20 protein-coding genes and 1 riboswitch are annotated in these 25,226 nt (G+C 74.0%); of the genes, 12 read left to right on the forward strand and 8 right to left on the reverse strand.

What is annotated here, in order from left to right:
- Positions 1 to 116: 116 nt before the first annotated feature.
- A complete protein-coding gene (locus tag C6W10_RS08100) occupies positions 117 to 1,388 on the forward strand; it encodes a sensor histidine kinase (RefSeq protein WP_107257527.1) in 1,272 nt (423 codons plus the stop codon).
- Here the strand turns inward: C6W10_RS08100 and C6W10_RS08105 are convergent.
- Positions 1,331 to 2,029: a response regulator gene (locus C6W10_RS08105; RefSeq protein ID WP_234359443.1), complete on the reverse strand. Its 699-nt coding sequence runs from the start codon at positions 2,027 to 2,029 to the stop codon at positions 1,331 to 1,333. The two genes, C6W10_RS08100 and C6W10_RS08105, sit on opposite strands and share 58 nt — an antisense overlap.
- 239 nt (positions 2,030 to 2,268) lie before the next feature.
- On the opposite strand from C6W10_RS08105, the gene C6W10_RS08110 reads away from it, so the two are divergent.
- From C6W10_RS08110 to C6W10_RS08125, 5 genes are all read left to right on the forward strand, one after another.
- Positions 2,269 to 3,960 carry a PqqD family peptide modification chaperone gene (locus C6W10_RS08110; protein WP_107257528.1) on the forward strand — a complete coding sequence of 564 codons (1,692 nt, stop codon included), beginning with the start codon at positions 2,269 to 2,271 and terminating at the stop codon, positions 3,958 to 3,960.
- A complete protein-coding gene (locus C6W10_RS37180) occupies positions 3,957 to 4,835 on the forward strand; it encodes a S24/S26 family peptidase (RefSeq protein ID WP_159104512.1) in 879 nt (292 codons plus the stop codon). Before C6W10_RS08110 ends, C6W10_RS37180 begins: the two co-directional genes overlap by 4 nt.
- The gene (locus C6W10_RS37185; RefSeq protein WP_159104513.1) at positions 4,832 to 5,770 is read left to right on the forward strand and encodes an ABC transporter ATP-binding protein; all 939 of its coding nucleotides are present in this window, start codon (positions 4,832 to 4,834) and stop codon (positions 5,768 to 5,770) included. Before C6W10_RS37180 ends, C6W10_RS37185 begins: the two co-directional genes overlap by 4 nt.
- A complete protein-coding gene (locus C6W10_RS08120) occupies positions 5,767 to 6,579 on the forward strand; it encodes an ABC transporter permease (protein ID WP_199853890.1) in 813 nt (270 codons plus the stop codon). The genes C6W10_RS37185 and C6W10_RS08120 overlap by 4 nt, the downstream gene beginning before the upstream one ends.
- A 219-nt stretch (positions 6,580 to 6,798) precedes the next feature.
- Positions 6,799 to 7,689 (forward strand): oxidoreductase, encoded by an 891-nt coding sequence (locus C6W10_RS08125; RefSeq protein WP_107257530.1) that lies wholly within the window; start codon positions 6,799 to 6,801, stop codon positions 7,687 to 7,689.
- 52 nt (positions 7,690 to 7,741) lie between these two features.
- Here C6W10_RS08125 and C6W10_RS08130 read toward each other — a convergent pair whose 3' ends face one another.
- Together C6W10_RS08130 and C6W10_RS08135 are read right to left on the reverse strand one after the other, a co-directional pair.
- Entirely contained in the window at positions 7,742 to 8,020 is a 279-nt protein-coding gene (locus C6W10_RS08130) for a DUF6295 family protein (RefSeq protein WP_107257531.1), read from the reverse strand.
- A gap of 53 nt (positions 8,021 to 8,073) precedes the next feature.
- Positions 8,074 to 8,817 (reverse strand): dienelactone hydrolase family protein, encoded by a 744-nt coding sequence (locus tag C6W10_RS08135; RefSeq protein WP_107257532.1) that lies wholly within the window; start codon positions 8,815 to 8,817, stop codon positions 8,074 to 8,076.
- Positions 8,818 to 9,014: 197 nt separating this feature from the next.
- Positions 9,015 to 9,131: riboswitch (SAM riboswitch) on the forward strand.
- 13 nt (positions 9,132 to 9,144) lie between these two features.
- On the opposite strand from C6W10_RS08135, the gene thrC reads away from it, so the two are divergent.
- The 3 genes from thrC to paaN all read left to right on the forward strand — a co-directional run bounded on the left by thrC (position 9,145) and on the right by paaN (position 13,606).
- The gene (thrC, locus tag C6W10_RS08140; protein ID WP_107257533.1) at positions 9,145 to 10,440 is read left to right on the forward strand and encodes a threonine synthase; all 1,296 of its coding nucleotides are present in this window, start codon (positions 9,145 to 9,147) and stop codon (positions 10,438 to 10,440) included.
- A 412-nt stretch (positions 10,441 to 10,852) separates the two neighbouring features.
- On the forward strand, positions 10,853 to 11,869 hold the full coding sequence (locus C6W10_RS08145; RefSeq protein WP_107257534.1) for a GNAT family N-acetyltransferase: 1,017 nt from the start codon (positions 10,853 to 10,855) through the stop codon (positions 11,867 to 11,869).
- Positions 11,870 to 11,932: 63 nt separating this feature from the next.
- Entirely contained in the window at positions 11,933 to 13,606 is a 1,674-nt protein-coding gene (gene paaN, locus C6W10_RS08150; protein WP_107257535.1) for a phenylacetic acid degradation protein PaaN, read from the forward strand.
- A gap of 122 nt (positions 13,607 to 13,728) precedes the next feature.
- Here the strand turns inward: paaN and C6W10_RS08155 are convergent, their stop codons facing one another.
- Positions 13,729 to 14,175 carry a GNAT family N-acetyltransferase gene (locus tag C6W10_RS08155; protein WP_234361885.1) on the reverse strand — a complete coding sequence of 149 codons (447 nt, stop codon included), beginning with the start codon at positions 14,173 to 14,175 and terminating at the stop codon, positions 13,729 to 13,731.
- Positions 14,176 to 14,682: 507 nt separating this feature from the next.
- On the opposite strand from C6W10_RS08155, the gene C6W10_RS08160 reads away from it, so the two are divergent.
- Complete coding sequence (locus C6W10_RS08160; RefSeq protein ID WP_033342363.1) at positions 14,683 to 14,886, forward strand: cold-shock protein; 204 nt, start codon at positions 14,683 to 14,685, stop codon at positions 14,884 to 14,886.
- Between the two features lie 1,047 nt (positions 14,887 to 15,933).
- The gene (gene groL / locus C6W10_RS08165; RefSeq protein WP_107257537.1) at positions 15,934 to 17,556 is read left to right on the forward strand and encodes a chaperonin GroEL; all 1,623 of its coding nucleotides are present in this window, start codon (positions 15,934 to 15,936) and stop codon (positions 17,554 to 17,556) included.
- 51 nt (positions 17,557 to 17,607) lie between these two features.
- Here the strand turns inward: groL and C6W10_RS08170 are convergent, their stop codons facing one another.
- From C6W10_RS08170 to C6W10_RS08180, 3 genes are all read right to left on the reverse strand, one after another.
- On the reverse strand, positions 17,608 to 17,850 hold the full coding sequence (locus C6W10_RS08170) for a hypothetical protein (RefSeq protein ID WP_159104514.1): 243 nt from the start codon (positions 17,848 to 17,850) through the stop codon (positions 17,608 to 17,610).
- A gap of 108 nt (positions 17,851 to 17,958) precedes the next feature.
- Positions 17,959 to 18,924: a GNAT family N-acetyltransferase gene (locus C6W10_RS08175; protein ID WP_107257539.1), complete on the reverse strand. Its 966-nt coding sequence runs from the start codon at positions 18,922 to 18,924 to the stop codon at positions 17,959 to 17,961.
- A gap of 70 nt (positions 18,925 to 18,994) precedes the next feature.
- Positions 18,995 to 21,754 carry a S8 family serine peptidase gene (locus C6W10_RS08180; RefSeq protein WP_199853891.1) on the reverse strand — a complete coding sequence of 920 codons (2,760 nt, stop codon included), beginning with the start codon at positions 21,752 to 21,754 and terminating at the stop codon, positions 18,995 to 18,997.
- A gap of 162 nt (positions 21,755 to 21,916) precedes the next feature.
- Here C6W10_RS08180 and C6W10_RS08185 point away from each other — a divergent pair, with 162 nt between their 5' ends.
- Positions 21,917 to 23,740, forward strand: coding sequence for a glycerol-3-phosphate dehydrogenase/oxidase (locus C6W10_RS08185; RefSeq protein ID WP_107257540.1), 1,824 nt, complete (start codon positions 21,917 to 21,919; stop codon positions 23,738 to 23,740).
- 71 nt (positions 23,741 to 23,811) lie between these two features.
- On the opposite strand, the gene C6W10_RS08190 is transcribed toward C6W10_RS08185, so the two are convergent.
- Complete coding sequence (locus tag C6W10_RS08190) at positions 23,812 to 25,206, reverse strand: FAD-binding oxidoreductase (RefSeq protein ID WP_107257541.1); 1,395 nt, start codon at positions 25,204 to 25,206, stop codon at positions 23,812 to 23,814.
- Positions 25,207 to 25,226: the final 20 nt, after the last annotated feature.

The following is a 25,226-nucleotide window of genomic DNA, read 5'->3' on the forward strand; positions in this document are numbered from 1 at the left end:
CGGCAGGCCCTCGCCGCCGGCCGGTAGCGATATTCTCACTCCCGGTGCCGGCGCGAACGCGGCCGACGGTGCCGCCAGCAGAGCGGCCCCGGTGACTCTGGGACAGGGGGTGCCCGGTGCTGGACCTCGCCACCCGGGTCGGGCGACCGCCCCGGCGGATCAGCCGGTTCCTCGCCGAGGCGCGACTGGGCTGGGTGGACGCCCGGCTGATGGTCATGATGCCCGGCCGGGAACGGGCGCTGCGCCTCGTCGCGGTGGTGCTCTTCTGCCAGCGGGCCAGCTACATCGTGCCGGCGCTGCTCGGGATGACCAGCAGCGCGGACCGCTACCACAGCCCGGCGCTGAACGTGGCGCTGCTGTCCGGCGCGGTCGGCTGGAACGTGCTGCTCGGCATGCTGGTGTGGCGGCGCGGCTGGTTCAGCTACGGCAACGTCGTGGTGGACGTGGCGATCACCTGCGGGCTGCTGGTCCTGGTCAACGCCAACATCCGGTCCGGCTACGAGCTGTCGGCGGCGAACTGGGCCGGCAAGTTCGCCCTCGGCTCGGCGGCGCTGGTCGGGGCGGTGCTGACCCTGCGGGCGCTGCTGCTCGGCCTCGCGCTGCTGGTGCTGACCGCGGTGGCCGCCGCCTCGGTGCAGATCGGCGGGCTGCCGCCCTGGGAGTCGGGTTTCGTCAACCACGTCAACTCCAGCGTCTGGTTCGCGCTGGTGCTGCACTTCACCCGCCGGTTCCTCTGCGCTCAGGCGGGCGCCGTCGACGAGGCGACCCAGCGCCGGCTCGCCGCCGAGACGGCGACGGCGGCCGGGGCGGCCCGGTACGCCGAACGGCTGCACCACTACCGCCGGCTGCACGACACCGCGCTGGCGACGCTGACCGCGATCGCCCGGGGCGGGCTGGACCATCGCGCCGAGGACGTACGGCGGCGCTGCGGCCGAGAGGCCGACTACATCCGGAGCCTGGTCACCGAGGACCGGGCCGAGGCGGACATCACGCTCGGCGCCAGCCTCGCCGAGGTGGTGGCCGACGCGACCGGGCTCGGACTGCGGGTGCACCTGCTCTCGGGCAACGTGCCGACCCAGCCGCCCCGGCACGTCGTACGGGCGGTCTGCGACGCGGCCCGGGAGGCGCTGAACAACGTCGCCCGGCACGCCGGTACCGGCGAGGCGTGGGTCACCGTCGACTGCTACGAGGGCGTACTCGGGGTACGAATCGTCGACCGGGGGGTCGGGTTCGACACCGAGGCCGCCGACGGCGGTTTCGGGCTACGCCGCTCGATCGCCGAGCGGATGACCGAGGTCGGCGGCGAGCTGCAACTCTTCTCCGAGCCCGGTCACGGCACCAGTGTGGAACTGCTCTGGCCGGCGTCGTCGCCGGAGGCGGACGAGTAGCGGTGCAGCCCGTCCTCGCGGACCCGGTCGGCGAGGTCGAGTTTCGTGTACGTCGGGCGCCCCGCGTCGCAGTACTTCGCCTTGACCCGGTCCAGGTACTGCCGGGCGGTCGTCGGTTGGATGCCGACCTTGCGGGCCACCGCCGTCAGCGTCATGCCGGAGGCGTAGGCGACCAGGACGGCCCGTTCCCGGGGTGCCAGCTTGGGGCGGTCCGGCCGCTCGTCACAGGACCAGGCGAAGGCCAGCTCGGGGGAGTGCGCCACCTCGCCCCGGGCGACCGTACGGATCGCGTCGGCGAGGCTCGGCAGGTCGTGGTCCTTGGTGAGGTAACCCGACGCGCCGGCCCGGATCACGTCGACGCCGTGCACCACGTGCGGTACGACGCTGACCACCAGCACCGGCCGGCCGGTGCCGACGAGTCGACGGACGTTCTCCACCGGCGCGGAGCCGTCCGCCAGCAGCAGGTCGAGCACGACGACGTCGGCCGGTTCCGGTTCGGTGTCGAGGAGTTGGTCGACGGTGGCCGCCGTGCAGAGCAGCCGGAGGTCGGGGACCGAGCCGAGCCAGGCGGCCATGCCGTCCAGCAGCATCCGGTCGTCGTCGACCACGGAGACCGAGATCGCGGACACGATGGACAGCACCTCGCCTTCCGCCCGGGGTGACGACCCCGGAACCCGGGACGGTGGGGTGGCAGGGACCCGGACATTAGAGCCGGTCGTACGCGTTGTCAAGACGACATTTTTGCTTTCTGGTACCGCTCAATGACTGTCTGTGATTCTTCTGTCAGGTTCGAGTCCCGTCGGCGAGACCGCCGACCCGGGCCTCGGGACAGCGGGGAACCGCTCGACGGCGAGTTCCTCCGGCCGGACGGGGAGTGGTCATGCGGCTGTCGACACTGTGGAGTTCCCTGGTCGTCCCGGACGATCTCGGCTACTTCCGGTGCCGGGACCGGTATCTCGTGGAGAATCGGGGCCTGGCCGCCTGGGCGGTGCTCACCGAGGAGGAACTCGGGCTGCTGCGGGCGCTCGCCGCCGGCACCGCCCCGCCACCCGAGTTCACCGCGCCGCCCGGACCCGGCCTGCCCTCCGGAGCCGCCGCGCCGGACGGGCGGCGCCGGCTCGAACGCGTACTCGCCGTCCTGGTGCTGAACTGGCTGGTGTACCTGCCGGGCCAGGTGCCCCGGCTCCGGGCGGCCGAACCGAGGCTGAGGACGGTCCGCTACGCCATCACGCACGGCTGCCACCCGCCGTGCCGGGACCGCTCCGCCTCCTGCACCCACCGGCTCCCGGACGAGCTGGAGCCGGCGGAGTCCCTCGACCTGGTGGACCAGATCGCCGACCTCGGCGCCGAACTGCTGGTCCTGACCGGCGGCGAACCCATGCTCCGGCACGACCTCTTCGAGGTGGCCGAGCGGGCCCGCAACCGGGGAGTACCCGTCAACCTGGTCACCACCGGCAGCCGGATCCGGGACGCCGCCACCGCCCGGCGGATCGCCGACACCTTCGCCGGCATCACCGTCAGCCTGTACGGCGGCAGCCACGAGACGCCCGGGACCGCCCCCGGCGAAAACCCGCTCGCCCGGACCGTACGCGGGCTGAGCCTGCTGAACGCGGCCGGGGTGAGGCCGGCGATCGACCACGTGGTGTCGCCGGAGAACATCGCCGCGCTGGACAGCCTGATGGCGTTCCTGGACGGCATCGAGTTCAGCCGGGTCCGGATGATGAGCCACACCGCCCTCGACCGGGGCACCCCGGACGGTCTCCACCTCGGCTGGGAACAGCTCGGCGGGGAGCACCCGTCGGCGCGGCGGTCCGCCTGGACGAGCCCGGTCGCCCGCAGGCTCCTCAGCCGGGGCCCGCTCGCGGCCCGGTCCTGCCCGGTACCGGCCGACTGCGGCCTCGACGGCCTCGACATCCACGTCGACCCGCGCGGCGACGTCTATCCCCGCGGGGCGGTCTCCGGCCCGCCGCACCGGGCCGGCAACCTGCGGTACCAGCCGCTGCACGAGATGTTCGCCCCGCCCGTCCCGACCGGCCCGTCGGACGACCCGTCGCCGGCCGGCGCCGTCGAGGACGGGGACCCGGCGGACTGCCGGCGCTGCCGCCTGCACCGGCTCCGGCGGTACGCGGCGACGGGGTCGGGCGAGGACGCCGCCCCGCCCGGTCCGGGACGGCCCGGCGTACGACGACCGGCGGGCCCGGGCCCCACCGTCCGGAGAACGCCGGTGGCTTCCACTGCCGACCACCCGAGGGGAAGGTGTCGCGTGACGGTCGGGATCAACTCCGCAGTCGTCTGGGTAGACGACGACGAGGAGGTCCGGCTCTACCACCCGGACGACGGGGAGTTCCAGACGTTCAACGCGAGCGCCGCGCGGATCTGGCGCCGGCTCGCCGCCGGCAGCGACGTGCCGACCGTGGTGCGGGAGCTGGCCGACGCGTTCGGCGGCGACGACGGGCGGGAACGCGAGGCCGTCGCCCGGGACGTCCGCGAGTTCGTGGCGCTGCTGCACGCCCGCGACCTGCTCCGGTCGGCCGAGCCGTCCGGACCGGCCGGCGAGGGGGGCCACCGGTGAGCGACTTCGCCGACGGGGTACGGGCGACTCTCGCGGCCGGCGGCCTGGCCCGGGTACCGGTCACCGGCTCCGGCATGGTGCCGGTGCTCTCCGACGGCACCGTCGTGGTCGAGCCGGTCGAGTTCGACCAGGTCTGCCCGGGCGAGGTGGTCGCGTACCAGCACGGCGACGGGATCGTGGTGCACCGGGTGGTGGCCCGGCTGCCGGAGCACCTGCTGACCGCCGGTGACAACCTGCCGCTGTACGACCCGCCGGTGCCCCGGGCGGCACTGCTCGGCCGGGTGCCGCAGGTCCCGGCCCGTGCCCCGGGTGCCCCGGCCGTCGGCGGCCCGCCCCTGCCGCTGCCGGACGGCGTCACGCTCTGGCTGGTCGGCGCGGCGGCCCGGGCCGTACCGGAGACCGACCACCAGCTTCCGGTGTCGGGGAGCCGGCGAACCCAGGCCCTGGTCCGGGTACGCCACCTCGCCGCCGGCTCCGCCCTGCCGGACCGGGTACGCCGGGCCCTGGACGCCCTCGACGCGCTGGGCGGGGTGACCGTCGGCATCTCCCCGGCGGCGGTACGCCCGGTGGACGACCTGCGTACCGCCCTGGCCGGCCGGAGCCGCCCGGCCCGGCCGGCGCAGCGGCTCGACATCGTGCTCGGCTGCCGGTTCGGCGCACCGGCCCCGTCCGGCGGCCGGGACGGCTTCGCACCGGTGGGCGGAGCCGACGACGCCCAGCCGGTCATCGCCCCGGACGACGTCGACCACCACCTGCGGACTGGCCCGCCACTGTCGGAGACCGGCCCGGTGAGCGCCATCCGGACCATCCTCGCCACGCTCGGCGTACCCCCGCTGCCGGGATTCCCGCAGCCGGCGCTCGACGGTGCGCCGTGACCCCGGCGATCGCCGCGGCCGACCTGGTCAAGGCGTATCCCGGCGCCACCGCCCCGGCGGTCGACGGGCTGACCTTCGACGTTGCGCCCGGCCAGGCGGTCGGGCTGCTCGGCCCGGCCGGCGCCGGCAAGACCACCCTGCTCAAACTGGTCTGCGGGGCCTGCCCGGCCAGCTCCGGACGGCTCCTGGTGCACGGCCGCCAGCCCGACGGCGAGGCGAAGCGGGACGTGGCGGTGGTGCACCAGTCCGGGCCGTTCGACCTGACCCTCTCGGTCCGGGACAACCTGCGGGTCGCCGCCGCGTTCCGGGGCCTGCCCTGGCGCCGGGCCCGTTCCCGGGCCGACGACCTGCTCGGCGCCTTCGAGCTGGCCGGCAGCCAGGACCGGCTCGTGCAGGCCCTCTCCGCCGGGCAGCGGCGCCGGCTCCAGCTGGTCCGGGCGCTGCTCCGGGTGCCGAGGATCCTGCTGCTGGACGAGCCGTCGGCCGGGCTGGACGTCGAGGGCCGGCGTCGGGTCTGGGCCGCCCTGAACGAGCTGCGCCGGCAGCACGAGCTGACCATCGTGCTGACCAGCCACTACCTCGACGAGGTGGAGCGCAACACCGAACGGGTGCTGGTGCTGCGGCACGGCCGGCTGATCCGGGACGGCAGCCCGGCGGATCTGCGCGACGAACGCGGCGAGGCACGGGCGGTGCTGCGGAGCGGCTCGGTGGACGGCTGGCCGGCGATCGCCGCCGGGGCGCTGCGGCTGGGGCTGGCCGCCGCCCGCAGCGGCAACGAGATCGTCCTGACCGGACCGGACCTGCGGCGCCGGCTGCCCCGGCTGCTGGCCGAACTGGCCGACCAGCGGATCCCGGTCGACAGCGTGGAGCTGGCCACGGCCTCGCTGGAGGAGGCCTTCGTGGCCCTGACCCGATCGGAGGTGACCACCCGGTGAGCCTGACCGGCCTGGCCGACGACGACACCGCCGCGCCGCCCTGGCACGGCTCCGGACTCACCGCGACGCTGCGGCGGGAGTGGCTGCTGCTCACCCGCGACCGCGGCGACCTGCTGCTCGCGGTGGTGCCGAGCGCCGTCTACATCGCACTCTTCGCCACCTCGCTCGCCGACCTGATCGGTACGGTCACCTACCGGGGCCGGACCGTCGGCTATCCCGACTTCGTCATTCCCGCGCTGATGTTCTCCGCGCTGCTCTCCGCCGCCACCATCTCGGGTACCGCGCTGGTGCGGGAGCGGGCGCACGGGATGGCGCTGGAGCTGTGGTCGTACCCGCTGACCCGGTGGCAGTACGTCGCCGGCAAGCTGCTCGCCGGCTCCGCCCTGGTGTCGGTGCAGACGGTCGCCGCGCTGGCGGCCTCGGCGGCACTGTTCCGGGTTCGCTGGCCGGCGGACCGCTGGGCCGCGCTGCTCTGCGGGGCGCTGCTCGCCGCGCTGGCGTTCAACGCGCTCTGCCTGCTGCTCGCCACCGTGGTGCGGGACGCGCAGCGGTTCACCGTACTGGTGAACGTGCTGGTCCCGCTGCTGCTCTTCGCCAGCCCGTCGTTCTATCCGATCGAGAATCTCGGTACGGTGCCGCGGATCCTCGCCGTGGTCAACCCGGTCAGCCATGGCGTCACCGCGCTCCGGGAGGCGCTGCTGCGCGGGTTCGCGGAGGTCTGGCCGCACTTCCTGCTGCTCGGGGTGGTCGCCGTCGTCGCGGTGGCCGGGGTGGGCCGGGCCCTGGTGCGGCAGTCCCGGGCGCTCTGAGTCGGCGGCTCCGGGGCGCCCGGACGGCAGTCGGGCGCTGCACGGCAACACGCGGCCCGACCACACCATTGTCGCACGGGAGATCGACGAAAGCCGCAGGTGGTGCCCTGTCCGGCCGGGTGGCGCGACCGGCTAGTCTTCGCCGCCGTGCCGACCGTCGACCACTGCGGTGGCGGTCGGCCGACCACGGGTGGACAGCGCACGAGGAGGCGTTTGGCGATGACAGGATCCGACGAGGTGAGTGCGGCGTCCGCCGGCACCTGGCGGCTCGGCGACCTGACGGTCAACCGGATCGGCTTCGGCGCGATGCGGCTGACCCGGAACTCCGACGGCGGGCCGAGCGACCGGGACCGGGCGGTGGCGGTGCTCCGCCGGGCCGTCGAACTCGGGGTGAACCACATCGACACCGCCGCGTTCTACTTCTCGCCGCTGCGGTCGGCGAACGAACTGATCAACCGGGCGCTGGCGCCGTACCCGGAGGACCTGGTCATCGCCACCAAGGTCGGGCCGGGGCGGGACCCGTCGGGCGAGTGGCTGCCGCCGGCCCGGCCGGAGCAGTTGCGCGGCCAGGTCGAGGAGAACCTGCGGCAGCTCGGCCGGGACCACCTCGACCTGGTGAACCTGCGGGTGCACGGCCCCGAACCGATCGCGGAGCGGTTCGGGGTACTGGCCGAGCTGCGCGACGCCGGGCTGATCCGGCACCTGGGCGTCTCCAACGTACGGCCGGAGCAGCTCGCCGAGGCGCAGACGATCGCGCCGGTGGTCTGCGTGCAGAACCCGTACGGCGTCGACTACCGGCGTAGCGCCGACGACCTGGTGCGGATCTGCGCCGAGCAGGGCGTCGCCTTCGTGCCGTTCTTCGCGATCGCGGGTGCCGGCCGGGAGGCGGGCGCGACCGCCGCCGGTGACTCCGATGTGGAGCTGCGGGCGGTGGCGCGGGCGCACGGCGCGACGGTGGCACAGGTCCGGCTCGCCTGGACGTTGCACCGGGGCCCGCACGTCCTGGCTATTCCGGGTACCGGCAATCCGGAGCACCTGGTCGCGAACGTGGCGGCCGGCGCCCTGCGGCTCAGCCCGGACGAACTGGCCCGGCTCGACCAGGCCGGCTGACCGCCCGGGGTGCCCGTGCCGGGGCTCGTGTCCCGGCCACGGGTACTCCGGGTCAGACCTGCTGGTCGCGGCTGGCCAGCCCGGCCGGCGCGGCGGCCAGGGCGGCCTGGATCGCCTCGACCAGGGCGAGCGCGGACTCCTCGGTCAGCTCGACCGCGACCCGCGCCCCCGGGCCGGCGGCCGGGTTCAGAAAGTCGATGTTGAGGGTGTGTGCGTACGGCGCGTGCGTCGGATGGTCCACGTAGACGCAGGTGTGGCTGACCGGGAACCAGCCGCCGGCACCCTTGCCGCTGCCGTCGACCTCGCGCTTCACCGTGACGTACGTGCACATGCCGGCCTCCTCGGGCTCGGACGGAGGGGACTCGGACGGAGGGGATTCGCCGGTCAGGCGTTCAGGTGCCGGTCGAAGAAGTCCCGGACCCGTTGCCACCCCTCGGTGGCCGCCAGCGGCCGGTAGCTGGGCCGGTCGACGGCGAAGAAGCCGTGCCCGGCGTCGGCGAAGGTGTGGAACTCGTGCGGCTTGCCGAGCCGGGTCAGCTCCCGGGACAGCTCGTCCATCTGGGCCGGGGAGGGGTACTGGTCCTCGGCGCCGAAGAGCCCGAGCAGCGGGCAGGAGAGCCGGTCGGCCTGGTCGAGCAGCGGCTTCACCGCCAGCGGGAAGCTCTCCGGCGGGTTGCCGACCACGAACGCGCCGTAGCAGTCGACGGCGGCGTCCAGCGGCAGTCGGGTGGCGGCCAGGAACGCCTGCCGGCCACCGGAGCAGTACCCGATCACCCCGACCCTGCCGTTCGAGGCCGGCAGCCCGCGCAGGTGGTCGGCGGCGCCGCCGACGTCGCCGACGAGCCGGTCGTCGGGTACGCCACCGGCGGCCCGTGCCGTCGCCGCCGCGTCGTCGGGGCTGGCGCCGGGTGCCTCCCGGGAGTAGAGGTTGGGGCAGATCGCCGCGTACCCGTAGCTGGCCAGCCGACGCGTGATCTCCTTTGTCGGCTCGTCGTAGCCGGGCATGTGGTGAATCACCACCACCCCGCCGTGCGGCGTGGCATCGAGGGGCTGGGCGAGATATGCCTCGATCTCGTCGCCGCCCGCCCCGGTGATCCGGACCGTTCCGGCCTGCATCCCGTCCCGCACCGTCGTTGCTCCCGTCCTGCCCGGCCGGACCGCGTCCGCCGGCCGTACCCGAATTCTCATTAGCCCGGGTAACTATTTCAGCCGGCGGTCGGCGGCGGTCCGGTGACCCGGTGACCCGGTGCGGGGATCTTCCTCACACCGCGAACAGACCCGGGACAGCGGCCTGCGGTGCCCGTAGACTGTCGGCACAACTTCATACCTCATCCAGAGGGGCTGAGGGATACGGCCCGATGACGCCCCGGCAACCACTCCACGGCGGAGCAGGTGCCAAATCCGTCCCCGCCGCGCGGTGCGGCGCCAGGGAAAGATGAGAGGACGGCTATCGCCATGACGTCGATCATCGACGCGACCCCCAGCCAGACCAGCCCGGTGGCACCCAACCCCGCCCGCGTTCTCGTCTGTCGCGGCTGCGGCACCGAATATCCGCTGGTCGCGCAGCACGCCTGTTACGAGTGTTTCGGCCCGCTGGAGGTCGGCTACGACGCCGCGACCCTGGCCCGGGTCACCAGGGCCGACATCGAGGCCGGCCCGAAGAACCTCTGGCGGTACGCCGCGCTGCTGCCGACCGGCCAGGACCCGACCACCCGGGTCACCCTCGACCCGGGGTTGACCCCGCTGGTGCCGGCCGCCGGCCTCGCCGCCGAGCTGGGCATCCGGGCGCCGCTCTGGGTCAAGGACGACAGCGCCAACCCCACGCACTCGTTCAAGGACCGGGTGGTGTCGGTGGCGTTGACCGCCGCCCGTGGTCTCGGCTTCACCCGGTTCGCCTGTGCCTCGACCGGAAACCTGGCGAACTCGGTCGCCGCGCACGCGGCCCGGGCCGGGGTGCCGTCGATCGTCTTCATCCCCGGCGACCTGGAGCAGGGCAAGGTGGTGACCACCGCCGTCTACGGCGGCGACGTGGTCGCGATCGACGGCTCGTACGACGACGTCAACCGGCTCTGCGGCGAGCTGGTCGAGACCGACGAGTTCGAGGACACCGCCTTCGTCAACGTGAACGTCCGGCCGTACTACGCCGAGGGCTCCAAGACGCTGGGTTACGAGGTGGCCGAGCAGTTGGGGTGGCGGATTCCCGAGCAGGTGGTCATCCCGATGGCCAGTGGCGAGCTGCTCACCAAGATTGACAAGGCGTTCAGCGAGCTGGTCGAGATCGGACTGGTCGAGGCGCCGCCGAACGGCTGGAAGGTCTTCGGCGCCCAGTCGGTCGGCTGCAACCCGATCGCCGTCGCGCTGCACGCCGACACCGACGTGATCACCCCGGTCCGGCCGACCGGGATCGCCAAGTCGCTCAACATCGGCGACCCGGCCGCCGGGCTCTACGCGCTGGAGGCGGTGCGCCGTACCGGCGGCTGGATGGACTACGCCGACGACGACGAGATCCGCGCCGCCATCCGGCAGTTGGCCCGGACCACCGGCGTCTTCGCGGAGACGGCCGGCGGGGTCACCGTGGCCGTACTCGGCAAGCTGGTGGCGAGCGGCCGGCTGGATCCGGACGCCGAGACGGTGGTCTTCAACACCGGCGAGGGCCTCAAGACCCTGGACGCGGTGGCGGCACAGGTCGGTCCGACGTACCGGGTCAAGCCGTCGCTGCGGGCGGTCCGCGACGCCGGGCTGCTCGGCTGAATTTTCCGGAAGAAATTTTTGGCATCTGCCCGAAGCGTGCTCGGGCAGATGCACGTGCAACTTGCAGGTGGAATCGTTCGGTTACCTCGGCGAAGCGTCGGACCCGGCGGTACGGATGCGGTGCGTAGCTGCTCTTTTGCCGCCCGTGACGAAAACACGCGGAAGAGGGCTTGACGCCTGCATCTGCACGACGCAAGATGCTCCGTGCGGGAGGACGCACCGCCGTAGACTTTCAAAGCTCTTACGACCCAGCGCCGGAGGCGTTGTGCGGGCGTCCTCCCGACCAAACTCTCCCGCCCGGTCCGGCCGACGTCGTCGCCGCCCGTCGGGCTCAACGCGAATCCACCGACCCGGGTGACGGTTCCCCGATATTCGGTCGCGCCCGGTTCGTGCAAGCGGCACTCTCCAGAGCATGGATATCGTGGTCACCCCACTGGATGTCGCCGACGTGGCCGCCACCGAGCGGGCGTACGAGATCGAGTCCGCCGCGCGCACGGTCGACCAGCCCGACGTGCCGACGCTGTCCCGGCAGCGCTTCTTCGCCGGGCTGCGGCGCCCGTGGCCGGGTAGCGACGGCCGGCACGCGCTCGGTTATCTCGACGGGGTGGCCGTCGGCTACCTGGGCGTCTCGCTGCCGCAGCGGGAGAACCTGGAGAACGCCGAGCTGGTGCTCGCCGTCCATCCGGAGTACCGCCGCCGGGGCGTCGGCCGGGCGCTCTACAACCACGCGGTGCGGCTGGTCCGCCAGGAGGGGCGCAAGCGGATCATCGCCGAGGTGGCGAACATGAGCCCCGACGCCGCGCCGACGACGCCGGGCGACGCCTTCGCCGCCGCGATGGGGGCCAAACCGGCGCTGGCCGACGTACGCCGCCGGCTCGACCTGAGCACGCTCGACGAGGCCGAACTCGACCGGCTGCTGACCGAGGGACTGGCCCGGGCCGAGGGCTACTCGATCGTGCGCTGGCGGGGCGCCACCCCCGACGAGTACGCCGAGGACGTCGCCTACCTCGACAGCCGCCTGATCAGCGACGCGCCGCTCGGCGACCTGACCTGGGAGGCGGCCCGGCCGGACGTGGGCCGGCTGCGCGAGATGGAGGAGGCGCACCAGGAGCGCGGCCAGTACTGGTACAACAGCGGCGCCCGACACGACGCCACCGGCCGGCTGGTGGCCTGGACCGGGATCGGCATGAACACCAGCTGCGACTGGCACGCCTTCCAGCAGATCACCCTGGTCGAGCCGGCGCACCGGGGGCACCGCCTCGGCACCGTGATCAAGGTCGACAACCTGCGACACATCCGCGCGCACGAGCCGGCGCTGCGGGTCATCGACACCTACAACGCGGCGTCGAACGACTACATGATCTCGATCAACGAGGCGCTGGGCTTCCGCGCGGTGGCCGGGCTCAACACCTGGCAGGCAACCCTCTGACCAGCGGCGCCCGCCCGGGTGCGCAGGCTGGGACCGGCCGGGCCGGTGCGGCATGATGGCGGGATGACGGAGACCCCGCACCCCTTCTTCGCCCGGCACGCCGACACCCTGGAACGGGCGCTGACCGCGATCACCGAGCGCTCCTACTGGTCCGCCTACCCCGAGTCGCCCAGCCCCCGGGTCTACGGCGAGACCGCCGCCGCCGAGGGCGAGGCGGCGTTCCGGGCGTACCTGGGCGGCAAGTTCCCGCTCGACCAGCCCGGCACCGGCGACTGGGTGGCCACCGAGGCGAGCCCGTTCGGCATCGACCTCGGGGTGAGCTACCCGCACGCCGACGCCGAGGTGCTGCTCGCCGCCGCCGCGACCGCGCTGCCGACCTGGCGGGACGCCGGGCCGCAGACCCGGGTCGGCGTCTGCCTGGAGATCCTCGCCCGGTTGCACGCCCACGTCTTCGAACTGGCCAACGCGGTGCACGCGACCACCGGGCAGGCGTTCGTGATGGCGTTCCAGGCCGGTGGCGCGCACGCGCTGGACCGGGCCCTCGAAGCGCTCGCCTACGCGTACCGGGAGATGACCCGGCACCCGGCGACGGCGGCCTGGGAGAAGCCGGCCGGCAAGGGCGACCCGCTGCGGATGACGAAGAACTTCCACGTGGTGCCGCGCGGGGTGGCGCTGGCGATCGGCTGCAACACCTTCCCGACCTGGAACACCTACCCGGGACTCTTCGCCTCGCTCGTCACCGGCAACCCGGTGGTGGTCAAGCCGCACCCCCGGGCCGTGCTGCCGCTCGCCATCACCGTCCGGTACGCCCGCGAGGTGCTCGCCGAGGCGGGCTTCGACCCGAACCTGATCCTGCTCGCCCCCGAGGCACCGGGCGAGAAGCTCGCCTCCACCCTGGCGCTCCGCCCCGAGGTGCGGATCGTCGACTTCACCGGCTCCACCGAGTACGGCGACTGGCTGGAGGCGAACGCCCGGCAGGCGGCCGTCTACACCGAGAAGGCCGGCGTCAACGCGATCGTGGTCGACTCGACCGACGACTTCGCCGGGATGTGCCGCAACATCGGCTTCTCGCTGGTCCTCTACAGCGGACAGATGTGCACCACCCCGCAGAACATCCTGGTGCCCCGGGACGGGATCGAGACCGACCAGGGGCACAAGAGCGTCGACGAGGTCGCCGCCGGCATCGCCGGGGTGGTCGGCAAGCTCACCGGCGACCCGGCCCGGGCCGTCGAGCTGACCGGGGCCATCGTCAACGACGGGGTACTGGCCCGGCTCGACGAGGTCGCCGGGATCGGCGAGCCGGTGTTGCCGTCCCGCCCGGTCGCGCACCCCAACTATCCGGGTGCGGTGGTGCGTACGCCGCTGATCGCGAAGCTCGGCGCCGACGACGCCGGCACGTACGGGCGGGAGTGGTTCGGGCCGATCTCGTTCGTGATCGCCACCGACTCCACCCCGCACAGCCTGGCGATCCTGCGGCAGACCGTCGGCGAGCGGGGCGCGCTGACCGCCTCGGTCTACTCCACCGACTCCGCCGTGCTGGACGCGGCCGAGACCGCGGCGATCGAGACCGGGGTGCACCTCTCCTGCAACCTCACCGGTGGCGTCTTCGTCAACCAGTCGGCGGCCTTCTCGGACTTCCACGGCAGTGGCGCCAACCCGGCGGCGAACGCCGCGTTGACCGACGGCGCCTACGTCGCCAACCGGTTCCGGGTGGTGCAGGCCCGCCGGCACAGCTGACCGGTGCGCGGAGGGGTTCCCGCCGTCCCGGTGGGCCCCCTCCGCCGTCAGGCGGTCCGCTCGGTTGCGCCGTCAGGCGGTTTGGTGGCTCGTGCCGTCAGGCGGGTTGGTGGCTCGCGCCGTCAGGCGGTTCGGCGCATCTGTAGTTCGCGCAGCGTCGGGATGGTCGGGTGCGGCACCCGTACCCCCGTGTCGACGAAGCCCAGCCGCTGGTACGCCCGTACCGCCCGGTCGTTGCCGACGACCACCTCCAGCAGCAGCTCCGGCCGGCCGGCCGCCCTCGACCAGTCGGCCACCGCCTCGACCAGGGCGGCCAGCAGGCCGCTGCCCCGCCAGGCCGGGCTGAGGTAGACGGCGAAGACCACGGTGAGGCCCGGCTGGCCGGGTGCGGCCTGCCCACCGGCGTGCCCGACGACCCGACCGTCGACCTCGGCGACGAAGGCCGCCGTCCGGTGCCCGGTTGACATCCCGGCGATCCGGGCCGCGTACTCGGAGTGCGGCCGGGCCGCCGCGTCGGCGAGCGTCTCCAGGAAGGCCAGTGGCGAGTCCGCGAGCATCTCCAGGCGGATCGCCCGGACCCGGGCGGCGTCACCGGGGCGTACCCGGCGGACCGGTGGGACCTCGACGGCTGGCCGGAGACCGTAATCGGTCGTCCGGGCGGCCCGGTCCGGCGCGGTCGTCCCGGGGCGGTCGGTGGGGTGCTCGGAGCGCGGCCCGGTGGTGGTCTGCGGGATGGAAGCCGGCACGCCGGCCATCGTCGCACGCCGTACGGGGAGCAGTTTCGGCGGGTGACGGGGCCGCCGCCGGGTTCGGTGCGGGCGGGTTGACCTGGGCAGCGATGGTCGCCAATGGCTGAGAGACGGGAAAACGACCGTCCGGTTGCCCGCCCGGTGACCGTTTTGGCCTAGTGCGCTGCCACCCGACCTTGGTGTACGGTGCGGGTTCGGCCGCTCGATTCGTTGGATCCCGTTCAATTGCATGATCCATTCGGGGAAAGCGACTCGGCGGCCCCGGCAGGCATACGGCGTCGCCGGAGCTCGGGCAGCTCCGACGCGACCGAAGTAAGGAAGTGCACCGTGGCGCAGGGCACCGTGAAGTGGTTCAACAGCGAAAAGGGCTACGGCTTCATCGCGGTCGATGGTGGGCAGGACGTCTTCGTCCACTTCTCCGCGATCGAGATGGACGGCTACAAGGCGCTTGACGACGGTCAGCGCGTCGAGTTCGAGATCGCCCAGGGTCAGAAGGGCCCGCAGGCGGAAAAGGTCCGGGTCATCGCCTGAGCTGCCGGGCCGTCGGCCCGCCGCTCCTCGGGTTCGTCCCCGTTCCGCACCACCCGGTCGCCGCCCCGCCGTGGCCGGGACCGTTTCCGGCCCGTTCCGGACCCCCACCGTTCGACGCCGCTATCGGTGATCGCGGTCTGCGGCCCGGCGGGTCCCCGTGTCGAGTACCCGTGCGTGTTCGGCCTTTTCGGGTGCCGATCGGATCGGGGTGCCGACGGTCGAGTAGCCGGGCCGGTCACCCGGCTCCGGGTGCCCATGTGTGGCGCCCGGTCGCGCCCTCCGTCGCTTTCTCCCGGAGGATCTTCCGGGGTTGCCGAGACGAATCGTCACCCCGGCGGTGTGCGGTCGGGAACCGGTCCCGGGTCCGCGGTCCGGAACGCGACGGTGTCCCGATCGGGGCGACTCGACCGCGCCCTGCGGGACTTTTCCCGATTGCGAGAACCGCGCAATTCGGTGCCGGTGGACGGCGGGCTGGCGCGGGTCTGTTGCCGGGGAAGGGGTAGCGGCTGATCGGGCCGTGCCGGCCGGCGGGGCGGGACCGCCCGGATTCGTCGGCTGCTCCCGGTGGCGGCCACCTGATGCCGGAACCGGTCGACGTCCCGCCCGTCGAGCACGGGCCGAGCCCGACATCGCTGGTTCGGCTGCCGTTCCGCTCCGGTTCGGGTACCGGCCGCCCGCCGTACTCCGGCCGCGCCCGGACCGGTACCACGGCTCGGTCCGACCCGCTCACTCGCTTGCACTCGGCAGGGGAGAGTGCTAAACAAGTGTTTGGCACTCGCACACCGTGAGTGCCAAGGTCGGGGCGGTAGGGCCACGGTCGCGGGCCCGGGAGCGGGTGCGCGGCACATGGCCGGTCGTCGCGGGCTGTCCGGCCCGGCCGGCGGACGTCACTGTCGCACAGCGCGACGGAGCACGGCGGGCACCCCTGCGGGTGCCGGCGAGCCCCGTCCGCCAGTGCCGTAGTGACGTCCGAAGGTGCGTAATCAGGCGGCAGGTCGGGGTCGGCAAGGCTCCGGCGGCCGTGAGTGTCCAGGAGGACAACGCCGTATGGCCAAGATGATCGCGTTCGACGAGGAGGCGCGCCGCGGCCTTGAGCGGGGCATGAACACCCTCGCCGACGCCGTAAAGGTGACGCTGGGCCCGAAGGGCCGCAACGTCGTGCTCGAGAAGAAGTGGGGCGCCCCCACCATCACCAACGATGGTGTGAGCATCGCCAAGGAGATCGAGCTCGAGGACCCGTACGAGAAGATCGGTGCGGAGCTGGTCAAGGAGGTCGCCAAGAAGACCGACGACGTCGCCGGTGACGGCACGACGACGGCGACCGTCCTCGCCCAGGCGCTGGTCCGTGAGGGCCTGCGCAACGTCGCGGCCGGTGCCAACCCGATGGCCCTGAAGCGGGGCATCGAGGCCGCCGTCGCGAACGTCTCGGAGGAGCTGAGCAAGCTCGCCAAGGACGTCGAGACCAAGGAGCAGATCGCCTCCACCGCCTCCATCTCCGCCGGTGACACCAGCGTCGGCGAGATCATCGCCGAGGCGATGGACAAGGTCGGCAAGGAAGGCGTCATCACCGTCGAGGAGAGCAACACCTTCGGGCTCGAGCTTGAGCTGACCGAGGGCATGCGCTTCGACAAGGGCTACATCTCGGGGTACTTCATGACCGACCCCGACCGGATGGAGGCCGTGCTCGACGACCCGTACATCCTGATCGTCAACAGCAAGATCTCGACGGTCAAGGACCTGCTGCCGATCCTCGAGAAGGTCATGCAGTCGGGTAAGCCGCTGGCCATCATCGCCGAGGACGTCGAGGGCGAGGCCCTGGCGACCCTGGTGGTCAACAAGGTCCGGGGCACCTTCAAGTCCGTCGCCGTCAAGGCGCCGGGCTTCGGTGACCGCCGCAAGGCCATGCTGGGCGACATCGCCATCCTGACCGGCGGGCAGCCGATCAGCGAGGAGGTCGGCCTCAAGCTGGACGCCGTCGGCCTCGACATGCTGGGCCGGGCCCGCAAGGTCGTGGTGACCAAGGACGAGACCACCATCGTCGACGGTGCCGGCGACGCCGACCAGATCAACGGTCGGGTCAACCAGATCCGCGCCGAGATCGAGAAGAGCGACTCCGACTACGACCGCGAGAAGCTGCAGGAGCGCCTGGCCAAGCTGGCCGGCGGTGTTGCGGTGATCAAGGTCGGCGCGGCCACCGAGGTCGAGCTGAAGGAGCGCAAGCACCGCATCGAGGACGCGGTGCGCAACGCGAAGGCCGCCGTCGAGGAGGGCATCGTCCCCGGTGGTGGTGTCGCGCTGGTCCAGGCCGGCAAGACCGCCTTCGACAAGCTGGACCTGGCCGGCGACGAGGCGACCGGCGCGCAGATCGTCAAGATCGCGCTGGACGCCCCGCTGCGGCAGATCGCCGTCAACGCCGGCCTCGAGGGCGGCGTCGTGGTCGAGAAGGTTCGCAACCTGGACGCCGGGCACGGCCTCAACGCGGCCAACGGTGAGTACGTCGACCTGCTCCAGGCCGGCATCATCGACCCGGCCAAGGTGACCCGTTCGGCGCTGCAGAACGCGTCGTCGATCGCGGCCCTGTTCCTGACCACCGAGGCTGTGGTGGCGGACAAGCCGGAGAAGACCCCGGCTGCCCCGGCCGCGCCGGGCGGCGGGGACATGGACTTCTGAGTCCAGGCTCCACGTCGTGGGGGCGGGCCGCGTCAGCGGTCCGCCCCTTCGTCATGTCGGCATCCGCCGCTGGTTGCGTCGCTTCTCCGCCTGGCTGAACGGTTCCCGGACGGAGATCGGCGCGTCCACCGGTGCCACTACCTCCTCGGGCGGGATGCCCTCGGCCCCGGCCATTTCCGCCCGCTGGTCGGCGTCCCCGTAGTCGAACCGGGCCGGCGGACCGGGCGTGGAGAGGTCCGCCGTCGGGGCCCAGGCGACCGAGAGATCGTCGACCGGTTCGTCGTCTTCTGCCATGACTTCCTCCTCCACCGGAAACGGTAGGAGGCCCGGGCCGGTCACACGGGCAAATGGCGCGGTATCGATGTGAACCGCTGCCGGGACCGCCCGCCCGACAGCCGGCCGTCAGAGCTGCTTGGCGTAGAGGAAGAAGACCCGCTCGATCCGCGCCCCGGCGCTGCCCGCGTAGAACGGCACCGGGCCGACCCAGCCGATCTCGGCCCGCAGGTGCCCGGCCGCCCGCTGGTCGCGCAGGCACCGGCGCAGCAGTACGCCGCCGATCCCCAGGCCCTGGGCGGCCGGCGCCGTACCCATCGGCCCGAACCAGCTCGGCCGGGACGAGCCGTACGCGGCGAAGCCGAGCAACTCCGGCGCCCCGCCCCCGGCCGGCGTACGGACCGCGAGGTGGCAGCCGGCGCCCTGCCGACCGACCGAGTGCAGCAGTTCGACGTCCCAACTGCCACCGAAGGTCGACCGGGCGAACCCGGTCAGCAGCTCCAGGTCGGCCGGCTCGGCCCGGCGTACCGTGACGCCCTGCTCCGCCAGCCGTCGCTCGGCCGCCTCGGTGGAACGCAGCGCCGGAGAGGACTCGGTGGAGAGGTCGGCGGTCATGTTCCAGGCGGTGCCCTCCGGGGCGTAGCCGAGGGCCAGCACGGTGCAGATCGCCGGGGTGTACCGGACGTCGATGCCGGGCCAGACGTAGTGCGGCGGGTTGCCGGCGACGCGTACCCGGGTCGCGCCGAGCCCGTCGAGCGCCTGCTCCAGCCGCGTCACCAGGGCCCGGCCGATGCCCTGCCGTCGCCGGTCCGGGCGCACGGCGACCAGGTCGAGGTGGCCGGCGGTCGGATCCGGACCCCGGTCGGCCATCGAGCCGAGCGCGACCCCGGCGAGCCGGCCCTGCTGCCACGCGGCGACCCCGACGGTCCGGCGTGGCCCGGCGGCGCCCGGCAGCGCGGAGTCGTCCCGGAGCCGGGCCACGATCTCGGCCGCCTCGGCCGAGTCCTCCGGCAGGTCCAGCGCCACCCGGCAGAGTTCCACCACGGCGGGTAGCTGGTCGTCGGTCAACTCGGTGAAGGACGGCTCGACGCTCACAGCCGCAGACCCTAACCGAGCCCGCCCGAACCGACGCGGCCCGGCTCGGCGGGCACGCCCCGGACGCCGGCTACCGGCCGGACCGGCCGAGTTCCCGGGCGGCCCCGACCGCCGCGAACGCGTCGACCAGGCCGGCGCCGGTGACGTTCCGTTCCGAGCCGCACATGTCGGTGCTCAGCCCCGACGGGTCGGTCGGGTCGGCCGGTCCGGCGGTGTCGAGCAGGATCCGTCGGGTCGTCTCCAGGTCGCCGACCAGCGCCGGGTTGGCCGACCACATCAACGCGACCACCCCGGCCAGGTGCGGCGCCGCCATCGAGGTGCCGCTGAGCACGCCGTACCCGCCGCCGGGCAGCGCCGAGAGCACGTCGGCGCCGGGCGCGACCAGGTCCGGTTTGGGTACCCCGCCCGGTGCCGGGCCACGGCTGGAGAAGGAGGTGATCCGGCGCTGCCGGTCCACGGCACCGACGGTGAAGACGTCCGGGTACGGGGCGGGCGGGTCGTCGACCGATCCGCAGAACGAACCGGTGTTGCCGGCGGCGGCGACGAAGAAGATCCCGGCCGCCGCCAGCGCCGAGGTGGCCGGCTGGAGCGTCTCCGGGGCGCAGCCCTCGATCTCGGGGCAGCCCCACGAGTTGCTGAGCACCTGGGGTGCCCGATCCGGGCGCCCCTGGGTGAACGGGTCGGCACCGGGCGGGAACGGCGCCAGCATGAACTGGAGACAGTCGAGGTAGCGCGCCGGGTTGCCCAGGTTCCGGTCCAGGTTTACGCAGCCGACCCACTGCGCTCCGGGCGCCACCCCGACCCGCTCGTCGCCGACGGCGGTGGCCAGGGTGTGCGTGCCGTGGCCGCCCAGGTCGGTGGGGGAGCGGGAGTCGTTCCACGGGTCGTGCCAGGAGTCGTCGCCGCCCCGGAAGCCGGCGGAGAGCGCCGGGTGCCGGCCGTCCACGCCGGAGTCCGAACCACCCACCACGATGCCCGAGCCGTCCACGCCGAGCTGCGACCAGACCCGGTCCGCGCCGATCAGGCCGAGGTTCCAGCTCGGTACGGCCGGCGCCGGCTCGTCGCCACGCCTCGGTGACCCGCCGGCCGGCAGCGGGCGCAACCGCTGGCTGACCAGTACCCGGTCGACGTCTCCGCGCCGGGCCAGCCAGGCCCGTACCGCCGCGCCGCCCTGCACCTCGACGCCGTTGACCAGGTAGTACGGGGTGTGCTCCAGGTGCAGCCGGTCCAGTTCCCGGCGCAGGTCCGCCTGGGACCGTTCGGCGGTCTCGACGAGTCTCCGGTACACCTCCCGGCCCCGGGCCTGCCGACCGGCCGGACCGGTCTGCGCCGCCACGCCGGTCAGGTCCGCCTGCTCCCGGAGTACCACGAAGAGCCGTTCGCCGTGCCAGCCGGGGGAGCCGAGTCCGACGTACACCGCACCGGTGGCGAGCAGCAGGACTCCGGCCACGGCGGCGGCGACCGGGCGGCGCGGTACGGGTGCGGTGGGGCGACCGAGGCCGACCCCGTACCCGATGCCGAGCAGGACCGCGACGGCGAGCGAGCCGGCGGCGGCGACGGCGGCCCAGAACGGCACGTCCCGGGCGCCGGAGAGCAGCAGGGTGATCTCCTCCGGGTCGACCAGGGTCAGCGGCCCGGCGACGGCGATGCCGACCAGCCAACCGACCGGGGCGGAGCCGACCGGTCGCGCCTGCGGCTCCGTCGTCCCGGCCGTCGCCCCGGCCGTCGGTCGGGGCCGGGAGGTCACCCGGAGGGCGGCGAGCGCGAAGCCGGCCGGTGGGAGGAGGAGCAGTGCGCCGAGTTGCGCCCCGGACTGGCCGATCCCGCCCGCGAGCAGCGCCAGCGTCACCCCGGCCACCAGCCCGCCGACCAGGACCAGCCGCGCCCCGCCCACCGGGCGCTCCGGTGCCGACCCGCCGCCGTGACCCGCCGCCGACCCGCCGCCGTGCGTCGTCGCCGGCCGCTCGTAGCCGGCCCAGAACCCTCCATCGAGGATGGTGGCGGCCAGCCAGCCCAGCGCGGCCGAGGCGAGCAGCCCGCAGAGCGTCTCCAGTACGCCACCGAGGGCGCCGAGCCAGACCCAGGGCAGCAGCAGGGCGAGTCCACCGGCCACGGCCAGGCCGGTCGCCGCCGGCTCGGCCCGGACCTGTCCCGGCCGGCCGGCTGACCGCCGACCCGGGCCGCCGAAACGCCGGACCAGCAGGGCGCCCACTCCGGCCGCCCCGGCCAGCCCGCCGAGGTAGACCTCCGGCAGGGTGGGCGGTACCGCCCGGAGCAGTCCCAGCCCGCCGAGGGCGATCGCGCCGAGCAGCCAGGCCCGGCCGGCCGCCCGGACGGCCGGGGAGCGGGGCAGCGCGGCGAGCAGTCCGGCGGGTACCCCGACGAGCAGCGCGGTCACGACACCGGTCACCGGCCAGAGCCAGTCCTGCCGGTCCAGGCCGGCGACGAGCAGCACCTGTTCGACGAGCCAGCCGACGGTCTGGCCGCCGACGGTCGCGCCGACCGCCCCGACCCCGACCAGTGCGGCGGCGACCACCGGCCAGACCCCGCCACCGGCCGCCGGCGCCGGTCGGACCGGCGGCGCCGGCCACCCCGGGTGCGGCCCGCCGGCCCAGGACTGCTGCGGGGCTCCCGGCCAGGGCTGCTGCTGCGGGGCTCCCGGCCAGGGCTGCTGTTGCGGGGCTGCCGGCGAGGGCTGCTGTTGCGGGGCTCCCGGCCAGGGCTGCTGCTGTGGGGCCACCGGCGGCGACGGCTGGCCCGGAACCGGCGGCGGTGGGGGCGGTGGCAGCGCGGAGGGTTCGTCGGGCGGTGGTGGCGGACCATCCTGCATCACCGAACAGTACGGCGCGGCCCCGCCCACCGCCGACCTCGGCCGCCACGGTACGACCGCGGTCGGCCCTCCGCCTCCGGTTCGGTGCGCTCCGCCGCCGGCCCCGCCGGAAGTGACACCCGCAGAGCTCGCTCCGGGCGCCGGTACGGCTACCGTGGACGGGTGCGTGACCCCAGCCTTTCCCGGAACGAGGCCAGCCGGCTCTCCCCGTCCCGCCGCGCCGCCGACCTACGACGGCTGCGGAGCGAGCGCTTCGACGTACTCGTCATCGGTGGTGGGGTGACCGGCGCGGGGGCGGCACTCGACGCCGCCTCCCGAGGGCTCAAGGTGGCCCTGGTCGAGGCCCGCGACTTCGCCTCCGGCACCTCCAGCCGGTCCAGCAAGCTGATCCACGGCGGGCTGCGCTACCTGGAGCAACTGGAGTTCCACCTGGTCCACGAGGCGCTGACCGAGCGGGGCCTGCTCGCCACCCGGCTCGCACCGCACCTGGTGCGCCCGGTGCCGATCCTGGTGCCGCTGCCGCCCGGCAGCGGTCCGGCCGGACTCGCCGGCCGGGCCTGGCGACGCTCCTACTACGGCACCGGGGTCGCGGCCTACGACGCCTTCGCCGGGATCTTCGGCGGCGGGCGGGGCATGCCGCTGCACCGGCACCTCACCCGGGAGGGAGCCCGGCGCACCTTCCCGAGCCTCCGCGCCGACGCGATCTCCGGGGCGATCCGCTACTACGACGGGCAGGTCGACGACGCCCGCCTGGTGGTCACCCTGGCCCGCACCGCGGCCAGCCTGGGCGCGGCGACCGTGAACAGCGCCCGCGTCGTCGGCCTGCTCCGGCAGGCCCGCGAGGTGACGGGGGTACGGGTCCGGGACATGGAGGCGCCGCCCGGCTCCCCGGACGCCGAGTTCGAGGTACGCGCCCGCACCGTCATCGCCGCCACCGGAGTGTGGAGCGACGACATGTCCGAACTCCTCGGCGACGTCGGCGTGCGGCGCGGCCTGCGGGTACGGGCCTCCAAGGGGGTACACCTGGTGGTGCCCCGCTCGGCGATCACCGGCGAGGCCGGACTGATCCTGCGTACCCCGACCTCGGTGCTCTTCGTGATCCCGTGGGGCGGGCACTGGATCATCGGTACCACCGACACCGACTGGCGGCTCGACCGGGCCCACCCGGCGGCCTCGGCCCGGGACATCGACTACCTGCTCGACCAGGTCAACACCGTGCTGGACCGGCCGCTGACCACCGCCGACATCGAGGGCGTCTACGCCGGGCTGCGCCCGCTGCTGAGCGGCGAGGCGGACTCGACCTCGAAGCTCTCCCGGGAACACGCCGTCTACGAGCCGATGCTCGGGCTGCTGCTGGTGGCCGGCGGGAAATACACGACGTACCGGGTGATGGCCGCCGACGTGGTCGACCGGGCCGCCCGCCGGCTCGGCGGGGTACGCGCCTCACGCACCGCCGACCTGCCGCTGGTCGGCGCCGACGGCTACGCCGCGCTGTGGCGGGACCGGGCCGACCTGGCCCGCCGGCACGGCGTACAGGCCGGGGTGGTCGAACACCTGCTGGAGCGGTACGGCAACCTCACCACCCACCTGCTGGAGATGGTCGACGCCGAGCCGCTGCTCGGCTCCCCGCTGGCCGGGGCGCCGGAGTACCTCGCCGCCGAGGTGGCGTACGCGGCCCGGGCCGAGGGGGCGCTGCACCTCGACGACGTGCTGACCCGGCGTACCCGGATCTCGTTCGAGACGGTGCACCGGGGCGTCGAGTCGGCCGAGCAGGCCGCCGAGATCATGGGGCGGGTGCTCGGCTGGGACGCCCGGGTCCGGGCCCGCGAGGTCGAGCACTACCTGGCCCGGGTGCAGGCGGAACGGCAGTCGCAGCGGATGCCGGACGACGCCACCGCCGACGCGGCCCGGGTCGGGGCGCCGGACGTGCGCGGTTTCGCCGCCGACCGGGGCGCCGGCCGGGACGGGGCGGAACTGGCCGGCTGACCCGCGTCCAGGACCGGCGCAGAGCCGCACTGCCCGGCCGACCCGTCCGGGACCGGCGCGGCGCCGCACCGTCAGAGCACCTTGCCGGGGTTGAGCAGCCCGGTCGGGTCGAGCGCGTCCTTGATGGCCCGGTGCACCCGCAGGCCCACCGGCCCGATCTCCCGGGCCAGCCAGTCCCGCTTGAGTAGGCCGACGCCGTGCTCGCCGGTGCAGGTGCCGCCGAGCGAGAGACCCAGCTCCATGATCGCGTCGAACGCGCGCCGGCCCCGCTCCAGGTTCGCCGGGTCGGCCCGGTCGACGACGATGTTCGGATGCATGTTGCCGTCCCCGGCGTGCCCGACCACGCCGATCGGCACGTCGTGTTCGGCGGAGATCCGGGCCACCCCGTCGAGCAGCGCCGCGAGCGCGTCCCGGGGTACCGCCACGTCGTCGATGACCAGCCCGCCGATGCCGTCCGGATAGGTGGCGGCGGCGAACCGCTCCATCGCCGGGTGCGCCAGCCGACGGGCCTGGAGCAGGGCCGCCGCCTCCTCGGCGTCGGTGGCCGCGAAGACCTCGTCGGCGCCGCTCGCCGTGCAGACCTCGGCGAGCCTGGCCAGGTCGGCGGCGGCCCGGGTGCCGGTGTCGGCGGCGGCCAGCAGCAGCGCCCCGGCGTCGGTGCGCAACCCCATCGGCCGGTACGCCTCGATCGCGCCCAGATGGGTGCGGTCGAGCAGTTCCAGCAGGCTCGGGCTGAGTCCCCGGGCGGAGATCTCCGCGACCGCCCGCCCGGCGTCGGTGGTGGACGGGAAGACCGCGACCAGGGTCAGCGACTCCTCGGCGGCCGGCCGGAGCGAGACGGTCACCTCGGTGATCACTCCGAGGGTGCCCTCCGAGCCGACGAAGAGCCGGGTCAGGTCGTATCCGGCGACCCCCTTTGCGGTACGCCGTCCGGTGCGCAGCACCTCGCCGTCGGCGAGCACCACCTCCAGGCCGAGGACGTACTCGGTCGTCACGCCGTACTTGACGCAGCACATCCCGCCCGCGTTCGTCGCCACGTTGCCGCCGATGGTGGAGGACTCCCACGAGCCGGGGTCGGGCGGATAGCGCAGGCCGTGCTTGGCGACGGCGGCGGCGAGCATGGCGTTGACCACGCCGGGCTGGACCACGGCGATCCGGTTCACCGGGTCGACCTCGCGGATCTCGTCCATCAGCACGGTGGAGAGCAGCACCGCCCCGTCGACCGCGTTGGCGGCTCCGGCGAGCCCGGTCCGGGCCCCCTGCGGCACCACCGGTACCCCGTGCGCGGCGGCCGTGCGGACCACCGCGACCACCTCCTCGGTGGTCCGGGGCCGGACCACCACCGCCGGCATGCCGGCCGCACAGAGGTCGGCCTCGTCGCGCTGGTGGCCGCGGAGCAGGTCGGGGTCGGTCAGTACGGCGGAATCGCCGAGCGCCGCCCGCAGGTCGTCGAGAAGATCCGGCATGCCTGGCAGGCTAGCCGCCC

The sequence above is a fragment of the Plantactinospora sp. BB1 genome, assembly GCF_003030385.1.
GTDB lineage: Bacteria > Actinomycetota > Actinomycetes > Mycobacteriales > Micromonosporaceae > Plantactinospora.